At 68.5% G+C, this 14,432-nt stretch carries 16 protein-coding genes; 10 read left to right on the top strand and 6 right to left on the bottom strand.

All coding sequences use genetic code 11. The annotated features are described in order from the left end of the window. Window positions 1-16: 16 nt before the first annotated feature. From ILT46_RS01900 to ILT46_RS01890, 3 genes are all read right to left on the bottom strand, one after another. Entirely contained in the window at window positions 17-1,651 is a 1,635-nt protein-coding gene (locus tag ILT46_RS01900) for a type II and III secretion system protein family protein (protein ID WP_199503094.1), read from the bottom strand. Between the two features lie 46 nt (window positions 1,652-1,697). Then, a complete protein-coding gene (cpaB, locus tag ILT46_RS01895; protein WP_199502918.1) occupies window positions 1,698-2,762 on the bottom strand; it encodes a Flp pilus assembly protein CpaB in 1,065 nt (354 codons plus the stop codon). An 89-nt stretch (window positions 2,763-2,851) separates the two neighbouring features. Beyond that, complete coding sequence (locus ILT46_RS01890) at window positions 2,852-3,346, bottom strand: A24 family peptidase (protein WP_233396887.1); 495 nt, start codon at window positions 3,344-3,346, stop codon at window positions 2,852-2,854. On the opposite strand from ILT46_RS01890, the gene ILT46_RS01885 reads away from it, so the two are divergent. Further along, entirely contained in the window at window positions 3,300-4,430 is a 1,131-nt protein-coding gene (locus ILT46_RS01885; protein WP_370592304.1) for an alpha/beta fold hydrolase, read from the top strand. The genes ILT46_RS01890 and ILT46_RS01885 overlap by 47 nt on opposite strands. Next, window positions 4,430-5,533, top strand: a complete 1,104-nt coding sequence (locus tag ILT46_RS01880) for an NAD(P)/FAD-dependent oxidoreductase (protein ID WP_199502917.1) — start codon at window positions 4,430-4,432, stop codon at window positions 5,531-5,533. The genes ILT46_RS01885 and ILT46_RS01880 overlap by 1 nt, the downstream gene beginning before the upstream one ends. Here the strand turns inward: ILT46_RS01880 and rnhA are convergent. The 3 genes from rnhA to ispH are packed head-to-tail and all read right to left on the bottom strand — an operon-like array spanning window position 5,522 to window position 7,985. Continuing rightward, window positions 5,522-5,968: a ribonuclease HI gene (rnhA, locus tag ILT46_RS01875; RefSeq protein WP_199502916.1), complete on the bottom strand. Its 447-nt coding sequence runs from the start codon at window positions 5,966-5,968 to the stop codon at window positions 5,522-5,524. The two genes, ILT46_RS01880 and rnhA, sit on opposite strands and share 12 nt — an antisense overlap. Before the next feature lie 28 nt (window positions 5,969-5,996). Continuing rightward, the gene (locus ILT46_RS01870; protein WP_199502915.1) at window positions 5,997-6,980 is read right to left on the bottom strand and encodes a homoserine kinase; all 984 of its coding nucleotides are present in this window, start codon (window positions 6,978-6,980) and stop codon (window positions 5,997-5,999) included. A 3-nt stretch (window positions 6,981-6,983) separates the two neighbouring features. Beyond that, window positions 6,984-7,985, bottom strand: a complete 1,002-nt coding sequence (gene ispH / locus ILT46_RS01865; protein ID WP_199502914.1) for a 4-hydroxy-3-methylbut-2-enyl diphosphate reductase — start codon at window positions 7,983-7,985, stop codon at window positions 6,984-6,986. Between the two features lie 101 nt (window positions 7,986-8,086). Here ispH and ILT46_RS01860 point away from each other — a divergent pair, with 101 nt between their 5' ends. From ILT46_RS01860 to tatB, 8 genes are all read left to right on the top strand, one after another. Beyond that, a complete protein-coding gene (locus tag ILT46_RS01860) occupies window positions 8,087-8,749 on the top strand; it encodes a hypothetical protein (RefSeq protein WP_233396949.1) in 663 nt (220 codons plus the stop codon). A gap of 53 nt (window positions 8,750-8,802) precedes the next feature. Beyond that, window positions 8,803-10,575 carry an arginine--tRNA ligase gene (gene argS / locus ILT46_RS01855; RefSeq protein WP_199502913.1) on the top strand — a complete coding sequence of 591 codons (1,773 nt, stop codon included), beginning with the start codon at window positions 8,803-8,805 and terminating at the stop codon, window positions 10,573-10,575. Further along, complete coding sequence (locus ILT46_RS01850) at window positions 10,575-11,246, top strand: SPOR domain-containing protein (RefSeq protein ID WP_199502912.1); 672 nt, start codon at window positions 10,575-10,577, stop codon at window positions 11,244-11,246. The genes argS and ILT46_RS01850 overlap by 1 nt, the downstream gene beginning before the upstream one ends. Before the next feature lie 67 nt (window positions 11,247-11,313). Further along, the gene (nagZ, locus tag ILT46_RS01845; RefSeq protein ID WP_199502911.1) at window positions 11,314-12,333 is read left to right on the top strand and encodes a beta-N-acetylhexosaminidase; all 1,020 of its coding nucleotides are present in this window, start codon (window positions 11,314-11,316) and stop codon (window positions 12,331-12,333) included. After that, a complete protein-coding gene (locus ILT46_RS01840; protein ID WP_199502910.1) occupies window positions 12,330-13,127 on the top strand; it encodes a segregation and condensation protein A in 798 nt (265 codons plus the stop codon). Before nagZ ends, ILT46_RS01840 begins: the two co-directional genes overlap by 4 nt. Beyond that, entirely contained in the window at window positions 13,124-13,729 is a 606-nt protein-coding gene (gene scpB / locus ILT46_RS01835; RefSeq protein ID WP_199502909.1) for an SMC-Scp complex subunit ScpB, read from the top strand. The genes ILT46_RS01840 and scpB overlap by 4 nt, the downstream gene beginning before the upstream one ends. A 42-nt stretch (window positions 13,730-13,771) precedes the next feature. Further along, window positions 13,772-14,035, top strand: a complete 264-nt coding sequence (locus tag ILT46_RS01830; RefSeq protein ID WP_199502908.1) for a twin-arginine translocase TatA/TatE family subunit — start codon at window positions 13,772-13,774, stop codon at window positions 14,033-14,035. 18 nt (window positions 14,036-14,053) lie between these two features. Next, entirely contained in the window at window positions 14,054-14,431 is a 378-nt protein-coding gene (tatB, locus tag ILT46_RS01825; RefSeq protein ID WP_199502907.1) for a Sec-independent protein translocase protein TatB, read from the top strand. The last annotated feature ends 1 nt before the right edge of the window (window position 14,432 follow it).

The following is a 14,432-nucleotide window of genomic DNA, read 5'->3' as shown; positions in this document are numbered from 1 at the left end:
CTGTCCCCTCAGGCGATCAGAAGTTGAAACCGGGTGCGGCCGCGGCCTCGGCCTGGCGGTTACGATTGCGCGCATCGGCAGCGGGCGGCGGCGGTGCCCCCGCATCCTGCGCACTGATCGCGGGCGCTGCCGGTGCGGCGCCCGCTTCGCCTGCAACGCGCGGGCCGGGGCGCAATTCGCCGCTGCGGCCGGCATTCTCGCGGAAGCCGAGCAGGGCCTCGCCCTCGCTCGAAGTGCGGAAGCCATCGGTCGGCAGGCGGATGTCGCGTTCGTTGACCGGGTTCACCAGATAGGGCGTGACCACGATCACCAGCTCGGTTTCGCCGCGGCGGAAATTGCGCGAGCGGAACAGATTGCCGAGGATCGGCACGTCGCCCACGCCCGGCGCCTTGTCGATCGTCTGCTGCGCGCTGTTGCTCATCAGCCCGGCGATCATGAAGCTCTGGCCCGAACCCAGCTCGACCGTGGTCTCGGCGCGGCGGATGGTCAGCGCCGGCACCTGAAAGCCATTGAGCGTCACCGCCCCCTGGCTCGACAGTTCCGACACTTCGGGCCGCACGCGGATCGAGATGCGGCCATTGGCCAGCACGGTGGGCGTATAGGCGAGGCTGACGCCGAACTTCTTGTACTCGATCGCCGTGGTGCCGAGACCCTGGCTGATCGGGATCGGAAATTCGCCGCCGGCGAGGAAGTCGGCCGTCTCGCCCGACAGGGCGGTGAGGTTGGGGTTCGACAAAGTCGTTACCAGCCCGTCACGCTCGGCAAGATCGAGCGCACTGAGGAAATCGAGGCCAAGGAACTTGCTGGCAAGGCCGAGCGTTGTGCCACCCGCAATGGGGTTGATCGACGTTCCGTCAACCTCAATCAGCGGTGCGTTCGCGCCCGTCGCTGGCAGGCTGGGATTGAAAACAGGGTTCGGCACCCACACTTTGGTCTGGTTGCCAATCCCTGTCGCGCTTCCCGGACGAAAGGTCGGCGCCCATCCAGCGCGCCCTTGACCGACACCGATTTGCATTCCGCTGCTGCCGTCAATCGTTGAAAGATTAACCCCGATCGCGCGGACCAGCGAACGGCTGACCTCGGCAAAGCGGACTTGCAGATTGACCTGCAGCGGCGTTGCCATGCGCAGGCGCGAGATGACGTTGCTGTTTTCGCCCACGAATGCTTTGACCAGCCGTTCGGCTTCGGCAGCATCCTCGGGCGCGGCGACGGTGCCGGTCAGCAGCACCGTGTTGGTGCCCATAGTCGACACCGCAATCTGCGCCTCGGGCATGGCCAGCGCCAGCATCTGGTCGATGCTGTCAATGTTCGAGCCGACGCGGACATTGGCTGCCCACACCACCTGGCCGGCGGCGTTGGACGCATAGACGGTGGTTTCGCCGCCCGCCTTGGCAAACACATAAAGCTCGTTGCGCGACTTGACCTGGACGTCGGCTACTTCGTCATTGGCGACGAACACGTCGGCCATTGCGCCGGGCACGGTGACCAGCTCGCCCCGGCCGATCGACAGCACGATCGACTGTGCCGGGCGGACGACCTGCTGGGCGTGGGCGGGTGCGACCGGGACGGTGGCCAACGGCAGCACGGCGAGGCCGGCCAGCAGCAGCGATGCGGTAATGCGAGGTTTCAAGGCTTTGCCCCCCTTGGGCATCCGGGCTGCGCCGGTTGCGTTCAGTATGTGTTGATGCGCGACCATTTCAGTTTCTTCCCACCTCGACGGCGGTGGTTTCCTTGCCGCGGGTAACGCGGACCACCGGACCGGACGGGGCCGCAGCGGCGGCTCCGGCGGCAGCCCCGCCACCAGTGGCCCCGGCGAGCCCGGCAATAGCCGTGGTCATCGAACCGATGGCCTGCTGCGCCTGCGCCTCGCGTTGTGCCGAGCTGCGGCGCGGCGGGACGGTGCTGCGCTGGAAACGCGAGACGTCGCCGCCGGTGACAAAGGTGGTGCCCCGGTCGATCGGGCGCGACATCGCTTCGCGCAGGATGCGGGCCTCTTCTTCGGGCGTGGCATTGTCGGGGATGGTCACTTCGCCGGCGGCGATGGCCTGTTCCAGCTCGCTCTGATTGTCAGCGATCGAGCGCAGCGACAGGCTGAGCGTGCCGATGGTCTGCGCGACCGAGACCTTTTCGGCGATCCGCGGCGTGACCTCGAGCGTGACGGTACGGAATTCCTTGACCACCGTCTTGCCTTCTTCGGTTTCCTGTTCGGTCGACTGGTCGGTCGCCAGCACGCGCAGATTGCGGATGATGGTTTCGGAAGTTTTCAGCTCGGCGCCTTCATCGCCGCTGATCGACTGGGTCAGCACCAAGTCCACCCGGTCACCCGGGAAGACGAAGCCGCCGACCCCGGTCTTGGCCGACACCGGCACGGTCACGGCGCGCATCCCCGGCCCAAGCGCGGCGGCGAGGAAGCCGCGGTCGCCGGGGGCCACCAGCGACCCTTGCGTCACCGGCTCGCCTGCCGTCACCGGATAGCGGACCACAGTGCCGAGCAGTTTCGACATGTCGGCCTCGCCGTCGAGGAAATAGGCGTCCTGCACCAGCTCGCTCGGCCATTGCTGGAAGCCGATGGAATCGGCGGTGATGATCGTGCCTACGGGCAGGCCGCGCTTGGCAACCAGCACCTTGGGCCCGACGGGCTGCGGCGCCGCGGCCTGGGACTGCGGGGCGGCGGCCCCGGCGAACATACTCCGCGCGGCAAGGGCGGTCCCGATCGCGATGATCAATGCCCCCAGCAGCAGAACCAGCTTCTTCCTGTCCATGGCTCAATCGGCCCCCTCATTCGGCTGCCGGTCTGAAAAGCCGGCGGCAATCCTCGGTGTTGCTACGGTGGAAATGGTTAAAATCGGGTTCACCCCGCCTGCGCGGCGGCGAGGCTGGCGGCGGGCAGATATTGCGCCCCCAGCACCCAGATGCCGGCTGCGGCGATGGCTACGCCATAAGGGATTTGCAGCCGGTCGCGCTGGCGGCGTGCAACGTGCCACGCGCCCATCACGATCGTCAGCACGCCGCCAACCAGCGCCATGACCACCAGCAGCTTGAGGAACCAGCCCGGCTCGATCCACAGCGCCAGCGCGGTCAGCAGCTTCACATCGCCGCCACCCATCGCGCGCAGCGCGAACAGGCCGGCAAGGACCGCAAAGGCGGCCAGCGCAACCCCCAGTTGCAGCGCCACATCGGGCCACAGCGACAAGCCGCTGGCCCACCAGAACGCCGGCGCGGCAAGCGCGATTCCCGCATTAAGCCAATTGTCGATCTGACGGCGGCGCAGATCGGTAAATGCTGCCACCACCAGCGCGATTGCCAAGGCAATCAGCAGACCATATTGGACCATCGCGCCAGTCATAACCGCCCCCCAACTTTGCGGGGTCGGTGCTAAAGGCTATGGCTTACCAAATAGTAACCAACCGCAGGAGGGCGGTATTAGTTATCATCAGCCCGATCGCGACGCGCATCGCAGCCGTTCGGGGGTCGACCGCCGGTCGATCCCGGCCTTCGCACAGGAAGACTGGTGGACAGCGACCGATGGACACCAGATCCGCCGGATCGACTTTGCCGCACCCACCGCCGCATCGCGCAACGCGGCCCCGCCGCGCGGCTCGCTGCTGTTCCTTCCCGGGCGCGGGGATCATTACGAGAAATATCTCGAAAGCTTCGCCGAATGGCACGATGCGGGTTGGCGCGTAACCTCGATCGACTGGCGCGGGCAGGCGGGGTCTGGCCGGCTTGGGGCGGACAAGGTCACCGGGCATGTCCGTGACTTTGCCCAGTGGATCGACGATCTCGCCGGGTTCTGGGAAACATGGCGCAGCGTCGGTCCAGGCCCCTATGTCCTGATCGGCCATTCAATGGGCGGGCATCTGGCGCTGCGGGCGCTGGCCGAGCGGAGGGTCGATCCCGATGCCGCTGTGCTGTCGGCGCCGATGCTCGGTTTCTCCGCCCCCAACCTGCCGCTGCCCTTGGCCCATCTGGCGGCAAGGGTGATGGCCGCGCTCGGCCCGGCGACCCGTCCGGCTTGGAAATGGAGCGAAAAGCCGGGCGAAATGCCGGCTGACCGCGCCAACCTGCTGACCCATGATGCTGCCCGTTACGAAGATGAGTTGTGGTGGCGGCAGGTGCGGCCCGGGCTGGTGATGGGGCCCGGCAGCTGGGGCTGGGTCGAGCGCGCCTATGCCTCGATGCGCGCACTGGAACAGCCGGGCGTGCTGGAACAGGTGACGACCCCGGTCTTGCTGTTCGGCACCAGCGCTGACCGGCTGGTCAACTGGGCCGCGATCCAGCGGGCCGCGCGCCGCCTGCCCAACGGCGAACTGGTCGCCTTCGGACCCGAGGCGCGCCACGAAATCCTGCGCGAGATCGATCCGGTACGTGACCGGGCGATGGGCGCGATCGCCGGGTTCCTCGATCGGGTGGCCCCGGCGCAAGGGTGATGCTGACAGCCGACATCGCGATCATCGGCGCCGGAATCGCCGGGGCCAGCCTCGCCGCCGAACTTGCCGCGTTGCTTCCGCAGGAGCGGATCGCCGTGTTCGAGGCGGAGCCGCAGCCCGGCTATCATGCCACCGGCCGCTCGGCCGCGTTCTGGGACGAGTGCTATGGCGGACCGCAGATTGTCCCGCTGACGCAGGCGTCCGGCCCGTATCTCGCCGAGTGCGGCGTCCTCGCGCCGCGCGGCGCGCTCTACCTCGCACCGCCGGGGGAGGATGCGGCCGTGGCGAATTTCCTCGCCGCCTACGCCGGCAGCGGGGTAGCGCTGCACCCGTTGAACCGGGCGCAGCTCGCCGCGCGGGTGCCCGGACTGCGCGAGGGGTGGGATGAAGGGGTGTGGCAGCCGGCCTGCGCCGATATCGACGTCGCCACGCTGCACGCGCACTACCTCGCGCGCGCGCGGGCGAGCGGCGTTACGTTGCATCCGAATGCGCGAATTGATGAGGTTACGCGCACCGCCGCGGGCTGGCGGCTCGCCGGGCGCGGGGTGGCCGCGGAGTGCGGCACGCTGGTCAACGCGGCCGGGGCCTGGGCCGACGAGGTCGCGCGCCTTGCCGGTATCGGGCAGCTTGGCATCACCCCGCTGCGGCGCACGATGGTGCAATTGCGCGTCGATCCGCCGCCGCCGCCCGATCTGCCGCTGGTCATCGGAATGGATGGCAGTTTCTATTTCCGCCCCGATGGCGCGCGGCTGTGGCTCTCGCCGCATGACGAAACCCCGTCCGCACCCTGCGATGCGGCGGCGGAGGAACTGGACGTGGCGCTCGCCCTCCATCGTTTCGGCGAGGTGGCCGACTGGCCGGTCGCGGCAATCGAGCATCGCTGGGCAGGACTTCGCAGCTTTGCCCCCGACCGGCTGCCCGTCTACGGCCGCGACCCGCGCGACGGGGCGTTCGTGTGGTTTGCCGGGCAGGGCGGCTTCGGCATCCAGACCGCGCCGGCGGCCGCCCGGCTGACCGCGCAACTTCTCGCCGGTGCTCCCCGCGACTCTCTGACCGACCGGCTCGATCCGGCGCTTTACGCCCCCGACCGGCTAGCCGCGTAGTGCCGCCTGCGCTTCGGCCGCCGCACTGGCGAGCGTGTCGACGCGTTCGTTCTCGGGGTGCCCGGCATGGCCCTTGACCCAGTGCCAGTGGACCCGGTGACGCCCGGTCTGTTCGATCAGTTCGTGCCACAGATCGGCATTGCGGACCGGCTTCTTGCTGGCATTGACCCAGCCATTCTTCTGCCAGCCGTGCACCCAGCGTGTGATCCCGTCGATCAGATATTTGCTGTCGGTGTGCAGCGCAACCTCGCACGGCTCGATCAGCGCGGCGAGCCCGCGAATGGCGGCGGTCATTTCCATCCGGTTATTGGTCGTATCGCGCTCGCCGCCCGACAGTTCCTTCTCGTGGCGCCCCATCCGCAGCAGCGCGCCCCACCCGCCGGGGCCGGGATTGCCCTTGCAGGCACCGTCGGTGAACAATTCGACCTGTTTCATCGCGCCGCCCCTTAGCCCGCGCTGGCGGTCAGGCGAAGGCCTGTGCGCCGTTTTCGGCATAAAAGCGCCAGCGCCGGGCGAAATCCAGCGGATCCTTGCGCGCGACCTGCGCGCTGGTGGGAGTGTCGAGCCAGTCTTCTGCCCGGCTGGCGACAAAGCGCAGGCACGCCCCCTCGGCTAGCAGCGGCAGGCACGCCCGCTCGTGCGGCTCCAGCGGGCGCCGGCTGTCATACCCCGCGATTAGCGCGCTCCCCAGTTCGGGTTCAAACCGCGTGCCGGCGGGATCGAAGCACCAGGCCGCGTGCGTGACCGCGAGGTCATAGGCCATCGCCTCTTCGGCAGCGAAATAGAAGTCGATCAGCCCGGCCACATCATCGCCGCGCAGCAGCACATTGTCGGGGAACAGGTCGGTATGGCAGATCGAGCGCGGCAGATCGTGCGGCCAGCGCGCCGCCAGCCCTGCCGCGGCATCGGCAAGGCCCGCCAGCGTCGGGTCGATATTGCCTAGCGCCTGCGCCCCGCAACGCTCAAGCGCGCGCGCAGTATGCGTAATATCCAGCGCATTGGCCCGCCGCAGCGGGAAATCCTGCGCCGCCAGATGCACCTGCGCCAGCGCCGCGCCGACCGCATGGGCCTGCGCCGCATTGGGCCGGGTGGGCGAGATGCCGGGCAGGAACTCGATCAGCGCGGCCTTCTTGCCCGCCACCTCGCGGATCGCCGCGCCGGCGCGGTCATGGATCGTCGCAGGCACCGGGCAGCCTTCGGCCGCCAGATGGTCGAGCAGGCCGAGGAAGAACGGCAGATCGGCGAGGTCGATGCGCCGTTCATAAAGCGTCAGAATGAACCGCGCGCCCCTGTTGGCCCCAGCGCTGTCCGCGCCCGTCGTCTCGATCAGCCAATTGGAGTTCGACACCCCTTCCGCGATGCCCTTGGCCGAAACCAGTGCGCCGATATCGTAGGCGCCAACCAGCGCGGCGATCGCTTCCGCGCCGAGCTGGGTGTAAACCGCCACCGCTCAGTCGGCGAGCTGGCGGGGCAGCTTGAAGGTGATGCGCTCTTCTGCGGTGACAATCTCGCGCGTGATGACGGTGCGCCACAGCGCCAGCCGGTCGAGCACCTCGCGCACCAGCGCCTCGGGCGCCGACGCGCCGGCGGTGAGGCCAAGCGTGCCGACCCCCGCCAGCCATTCAGGCGCGATTTCGTCCGCGCGCTGGATCAGGCGCGCCGACGTGCCGCACCGTTCGGCCACCTCGACCAGCCGCAGCGAGTTGGATGAATTGGGCGCACCGATCACCAGCACGAGATCGGCCGCCGGAGCGATCTGTTTGATCGCCGCCTGACGGTTGCTGGTGGCATAGCAGATGTCATCCGCCTTCGGGGCGACAATCGCGGGAAAGCGCGCGTGCAGCGCAGCGATAATGTGCGCGGTATCTTCCACCGACAATGTAGTCTGGGTCAGGTAGCCAAGCGGCGCATCGGAGGCGAATTCCAGCGTCGCCACGTCACTCTCGTCCTCGACCAGCGTGATCGACCCGGCCGGCACCTGCCCCATCGTCCCGATCACCTCGGGATGGCCGGCATGGCCGATGAACAGGATATGCACGCCTTTTTCGATAAGCCGTTCGGCCTGGCGGTGGACCTTGCTGACCAGCGGGCAGGTCGCATCGAGCCAGTCGAGCCCGCGCCGGTCGGCCTCGGCCGGGACTGCTTTGGGTACGCCATGCGCGCTGAATACCACCGGCGCGCCATCGGGCACCTTGTCGAGCTCATCGACAAACACCGCGCCCTTGGCCTTCAGCGTATCGACCACGAAACGGTTGTGGACGATTTCGTGCCGCACGAAGACCGGCGCGCCATACCGGGCCAGCGCGCGCTCGACGATCTCGATCGCCCGGTCGACCCCGGCGCAAAAGCCCCGCGGCGCGGCCACCAGCACCTCGAGCGCGGGGCGCGCAGCATCGCCATTATGGTCCGCTTGGGGCAGGGGCAGGGCGGCAGGAGTGAAGGCGGCGTTCATACGCCCCCCTCTAGCGTAGCGGCGCGGCGCGGGCTAGGGCTGCACGCGAACTGCGCCGGGGCCCGAGGCCGCCGCGCTCAATAAAGGGATTGCTGATGACAATGCGTATGGTCGGGTCAGGGCGTCTGGTCGGGGCGGGGCTCCTTACCCTCACCATGCTGGCAGGCTGCGCCAAGCCGGGCGAGCTGGTGCTGTCGGACGGGGTCGGCATTACCGCGGTCCGCACCGCCTGCCCGGCGGTTGGCATTCCCGACTATACCGGCGACATCACCACCTTCCGCAGCCCTGCTGCGGGCGCCACGGCCGACAATATCGACGTGGTCGCAGCGATGACCAATGTCCGCCCGACGTGCAACGAATCGGGCGACAAGGTCTATTCGCAGGCGAGCTTCGACGTGCTTGCGCGGCGCACCGACACGCGGGGCGCGCGGCGGGTCGAACTGCCCTATTTCGTCACCGTGCTGCGCGGCGGCAGCGCGGTCGTGTCGAAGCGGGTGGGCACTGTGGTGCTCGACTTCGCCGACGGCCAGGAACGCGCCCGTGCCTCCGCCCAGGCCGGCGCGTATATCGACCGCGCCGAAGCCACCCTGCCCGCCGAGATCCGCGAACGCATCACGCGCGAACGCCGCGCCGGCGACCAGGAGGCAGCGGTCGATCCGATGACCGAACCCGAAGTGCGCGCCGCGCTTGCCCGCGCGAGTTTCGAACTGCTGGTCGGCTTCCACCTGACCGACGCGCAGCTGGGCTATAACGCCACGCGCTGAGGGGGCAGCCGGCCCCTTTCCCGCGCGCGCGCAATCGGCTACCGGCGCGGGCCATGTCCGAGCCAGCCGAAAGCGCCGCCCCCCAGACCCTGTTCGCCGCCTTCACCGCGCGGCTGCGCACGGTATTGCACGCGCTGGAAGCGGATGGCGTGCTGCCGGCGGGCGTCGACCTTGCCGCCGTGACGGTCGAACCGCCGCGCGATCCGGCGCATGGTGACCTCGCCACCAACGCGGCGATGGTGCTGGCAAAGCAGGCCGGCACCAATCCGCGCGCGCTGGCCGAAGCGATCACCACACGCCTCGCCGCCGACCCCGATGTGGTCGAAGCGAGCATTGCCGGCCCCGGCTTCATTAATCTGCGACTGGCGGACGATGTCTGGCAGCGCGAACTGACGGCTATCGCCGCGCTGGGGGCGGATTATGGCCGCTCGGCGCTGGGCGGGGGCAGTACGGTCAATATCGAATATGTCTCGGCTAATCCGACCGGGCCGATGCATATGGGCCATTGCCGCGGCGCGGTGGTGGGCGATGCGCTCGCCAGCCTGCTCGAATTTGCCGGGCATCGGGTGATCCGCGAATATTACATCAACGATGCCGGCGGGCAGGTTGATGTGCTCGCCCGCTCGGTGCATCACCGCTACCGAGAGGCGTTAGGCGAGACGACCGGTCCGGTCGGCGAAGGGCTCTATCCCGGCGACTATCTAGTGCCGGTAGGGCGCGCGCTCGCCGCCGAGTTCGGCGATCGCTATGCCACCGCCCCCGGAGGCGAATGGCTGGCGCTGTTCCGCGCGCGCGCGGTGGACGCGATGATGGCGATGATCCGCGACGACCTGGCCCAGCTTGGCATCTCGCATGATGTCTTCGCCTCCGAAGCGGCGTTGCACGCGTCGGGCAAGCCGGCCGAGGCCGAGGCGTGGCTGCGGGCGCATGATCTGGTCTATGATGGCGTGCTCGAAGCGCCCAAGGGCAAGGTGGCCGAGGATTGGGAGCCGGTCGAGCTGCCGCTGTTTCGCTCGACCCGTTTCGGCGATGATCAGGACCGCCCGATCCGCAAATCGGACGGGAGCTGGACCTATTTCGGGGCCGATCTCGCCTATCATTTCCAAAAGGCACAGACCGCCGATGCGCTGGTCGATATCTGGGGCGCGGATCATGCCGGAACGGTCAAGCGGATCAAGGCTGCGGTCGCGGCGCTGACCGGGGCGGACGGCGCCGCGCCCAAGCCGTTCGAGGTCAAGCTGGTGCAGATGGTCCAGCTGCTGAAGGGCGGGCAGCCGTTCAAGATGAGCAAGCGCGCGGGCAATTTCGTGACGCTGGCCGACGTGGTCGAGATGGTCGGCAAGGATGTCGTGCGCTTCACCATGCTGACGAGGAAGCCCGACGCGCAGATGGATTTCGATTTCGACAAGGTCGTCGAAGCCTCGAAGGACAATCCGGTATTCTACGTCCAGTACGCCAGCGCGCGGGTCCATTCGACCTTGCGCAAGGCCGCCGCAGAGGGGCTGGCCCCTGACGGCGCGTCGGCGGGCCTTGCGCGGCTGGGGGCCGGAGACTGGGCGCTGGTGCGCGCCGCGGCGCAGTTTCCGCGCGTGGTCGAGGCGGCCGCGCTGGCGCGGGAGCCGCACCGGGTGGCGTTCTATCTCTACGATCTCGCGGCTGAGTTCCATGCCTTCTGGAATGCCGGGAATGACGATCCGGCGCGGCGGATGATCGTCGCCGATGATGCCGAATTGACGCGCGCACGGCTGTTCCTCGCCGCGCAAATCGGGCAGATTGTGGCCAACGGGCTGGCGATCCTGGGCGTCGCCGCGGTGGAGGAGATGTGATGATGGGCGACCCCTACAACACCGAAAGCCGGCTCGACCTTGCAGACGATGACGCCGCGCTGCCGTGGCTCGATACGGGTGATGACGAGGTAGAAGCCCGCAGCCCGTCGATCCTGCCCTACGCCCTCATGGCCCTCCTCGCGCTGGCGGCGCTGGTTGGCGGAATCTGGTGGGCGACCAACCGGAGCACCGCCAGCGAGGTGGTGGCCGATGGCAGCGTCGTCGCCGCGCCGCCGGGGCCGTACAAGGTCCGGCCGAGCGATCCGGGGGGCAAGGAATTCGCTGGCACCGGCGATGTTGCCCCGGTTATCGCCGAAGGTGGCACGCGCGAAGGCCAACTTGCCCAGCGCGACGCGCCGCGCCCGGCGATCGAGCGGGCCACCGCCAGCCCGGCCCCCACCGCCGCGCCGAGTGCAACCGAGGCCCCTGCCGCGCCCGGTATCGGGGTGCAGGTCGGCGCCTATTCGAACCGCGAGACGGCCGAAGCCGGCTGGGCCAGCCTTGTGCGGCAGACCGACGCGCTGGCCGGTGTGCGCCACCGCATCGTGCAGGGTCAGGCCGATATCGGCACTGTCTACCGGCTGCAGGCGGTGGCCGGCAACGAGGCGTCTGCGCGCGCCCTGTGCGACGCGCTCAAGGCGGACGGCATCGCCTGCCAGGTGAAGCGCTGAGCCGTTTTGCACAAGCCCCACCGCGCCTGCACTTGCCGCTGAGCGGGCTTGCTGCGAGCTTGCCATGATGACACCCGCCATCTTCGGCCTCGCCTCGACGGTGATGAACGCCGACGAACGCGCCTTCTTCCGCGAAGCGCGCCCGGCGGGCTACATCCTGTTCGGCCGCAACATTGCCGACCGCGCGCAGGTGCGGGCGCTGACCGACAGTCTGCGCGAGCTTCACGGCACCGATCACCTGTTTATTTGCATCGATCAGGAGGGCGGCCGGGTGGCGCGGATGAAGCCGCCCGAATGGGCTGCCTTTCCGCCCGGGGAGCTGTTTGACCGGTTGTACGATGTTGCGCCGGCCAGTGCGATTGAAGCCGCGCGGGCGAATGCGGAACTGCTTGGCCGCGACCTCGCCGAGGTCGGCATCACCGTCGATTGCCACCCCTCGCTCGACGTGCGCCAGCCCGGCGCACACGACGTGATCGGCGACCGCGCGCTGGGTTCAGAGCCGTTGCGCGTGGCGGCGCTCGGCCGCGCCATCCTCGACGGGCTGGCACGGGCGGGGGTTGCCGGCTGCATCAAGCATATGCCGGGCCATGGCCGGTCGCTGGCCGACACGCACAAGGAGCTGCCCCGCGTGACGGCAAGCGCGGAGGAGCTGGAAATCGACCTCGCCCCGTTTGCCACACTGCGCAACGCGCCGGTGGGGATGACTGGGCACCTGCTGTTCACCGCCTGGGACGACGCTCTGCCCGCCACCCTGTCGCCAACCATCATTCGCGGCATCATCCGCCAGCGCATCGGATTCGACGGGCTGCTGCTGACCGACGATATCGATATGGAGGCGCTCGACGGGACGATTGCCGAGCGGGCCGTGCGCGCGCTCGCGGCGGGGTGCGATCTGGTGCTCAATTGCTGGGCGAAGATGGCAGATATGGCAGCCATTGCGGCCGATTGTCCGCCTCCCACCGACGAAACCAGGGCTCGCCTTGATCGGGCGCTGGCGGGCACGGGCACCGCGCGCGAAACGCCCCCCGCCGAAGCATTGCTGGCAACCCGCGATGCGTTGCTGGCCGCTGCGGGGCTGAAAGCATGAGCGAGGACACGGCTCTTGCGGCGCATGGTGAGGACTCCGATGCGCCGCTCTGGCCGCGTCCGACAAATAGCGACGATGCGCTGTATCTCGAGCTTGACGGATGGGAGGGACCGCTCGACCTGCTGCTCGATCTCGCGCGGCGCCAGCGGGTCGATTTGCGGGCAATCTCGATCCTCGCCCTAGTCGATCAGTATCTCGACTATATCGAGCGGGCCGAGGCTTTGCGATTGGAACTGGCGGCCGATTATCTGGTGATGGCCGCCTGGCTCGCTTACCTCAAATCCGCCATGCTGCTGCCCAAGGAGGAGCAGGAGGACCCCAGCCCTGAAGAGCTGGCCTTGCGCCTGCAACTCCGCCTGCAGCGGCTGGGGGCGATGCGCGAGGCAGCGGCACGGTTGATGGCGCGCGACCGGCTTGGACGCGATGTCTTTCTGCGGGGTGCGCCCGAGGGTTTGCGGACCGACCGCAAGACCAACTGGTCGTGCGACTGGTTTGCGCTGGTGCAGGCCTACGGGCACGTTCGCGCGCGCACCGCCCCTGCGGTCCACATGGTGCGCGAGCGTCCGGTGATGACGCTGGAGACCGCGCTCGAGCGGGTTTCGGCCATGCTGGGCGTGCGCGTGGACTGGATCCGGATCGAGGAGTTCCTGCCGACCGCCGGCGACCCACGCCTGCGCAAATCGGCGCTCGCGTCCAGCTTCGTCGCGATGCTCGAACTGGCGCGGCTGGGGCGGGCAGAGATCGCACAGGACGCTCCGTTCGGGCCGCTGGCGCTGCGCCGGGCGGTGGCATGATCGACGCGCCCGACGAACTTGCCCGCGCCATCGAGGCGGCGCTGTTCGCCAGCGACCAGCCGATGAGTGTCGAGGCGCTCGCCGCCCATCTGGGGGATGCCCCTCCGGCAAGCTTGCGGGCGGCGCTGGCCGCGCTGGCCGATGATTATGCCCCGCGCGGCATTCATCTGGTCGAGCGCGGCGGGCGCTGGCATTTCGAGACCGCCGCCGATCTCGCTCATATCCTGCGCCGGGAACGCGAGCACAACCGGCGGCTGAGCCGGGCGGCGACCGAGGTGCTGGCGATTGTCGCTTATCACGAACCTGTCAGTCGCGCCGAGATCGAGGCGATTCGCGGGGTGCAGACCTCGCCCGGCACGCTCGACGTGCTGATGGAGGCGGGATGGGTCCGGCCCGCCGGGCGGCGCGAAGTCCCTGGGCGGCCGGTCATCTATGCCACGACGCCCGCCTTTCTCGATCATTTCGGGCTCGAAAGCCGCCGCGACCTGCCGGGGATCGAGGAATTGCGCGCTACCGGGCTGCTCGAACCGATTGATCAGACAATGGCCAGCGTGCTGGGCGATGACGATGCTGGCAATCCGGCTGATGAGCGCCTAGATTGAGCGCATGCAACGCCGCGCTCTGCCCGCGGCCCGGAGGTTATCATGGGTTTCAGTTCCATCTGGCATTGGCTGATCGTTCTCCTGATCGTCCTGGTGCTGTTCGGCCGTGGGCGCATTTCCGAAATCATGGGTGATTTCGGGAAGGGTGTGAAAAGCTTCAAGGACGGGATGGGCGACGAGGCACGCGCCGACCCACCCCGCGAGCCCGCGCGACTGGAAGGCCCCGTGCACGATGCCCCTGCGCCCGACGCCCGCCAGAGCGCGGTGGCTGGCGAGACAGTGGATCGCAGCACACCGCCGCGCTGATTGGCCCGCATTCGGGCCATGTTCGATATCGCCGCCAGCGAGTTGCTGCTGATAGCCGTGGTCGCGATCCTGGTGATCGGGCCGAAGGATATGCCACGCGCCATGCGGCTGGCGGGGCGCTGGATGGCCAAGGCCCGCCGGGTATCCGGTCATTTTCGCGCCGGACTCGATACGATGATCCGCGAGGCGGAACTCGAGGAAATGGAGCGCGAATGGCGCGAGCAGAACGCGCGCATCATGGCGCAGTTTCCCGATCAGGCCGCCACCAGCGATGGCCGAGCTGGCTGGGCGCCAGATGCGGACGATCCGGCGCCAGCACCCTCGGCGGCGGAAGCGCGACTTGCTCCGCTGGCGCAAGATGTGGGCGCCGGCGATAGAGACAAGACGGCGAGCTGAT

Origin of the sequence: Qipengyuania sp. YIM B01966, assembly GCF_016461955.1 — a bacterium.
In the GTDB taxonomy this organism is placed as follows: Bacteria; Pseudomonadota; Alphaproteobacteria; order Sphingomonadales; family Sphingomonadaceae; genus QFOP01.
This window is presented reverse-complemented; position numbering and strand designations above follow the sequence as displayed.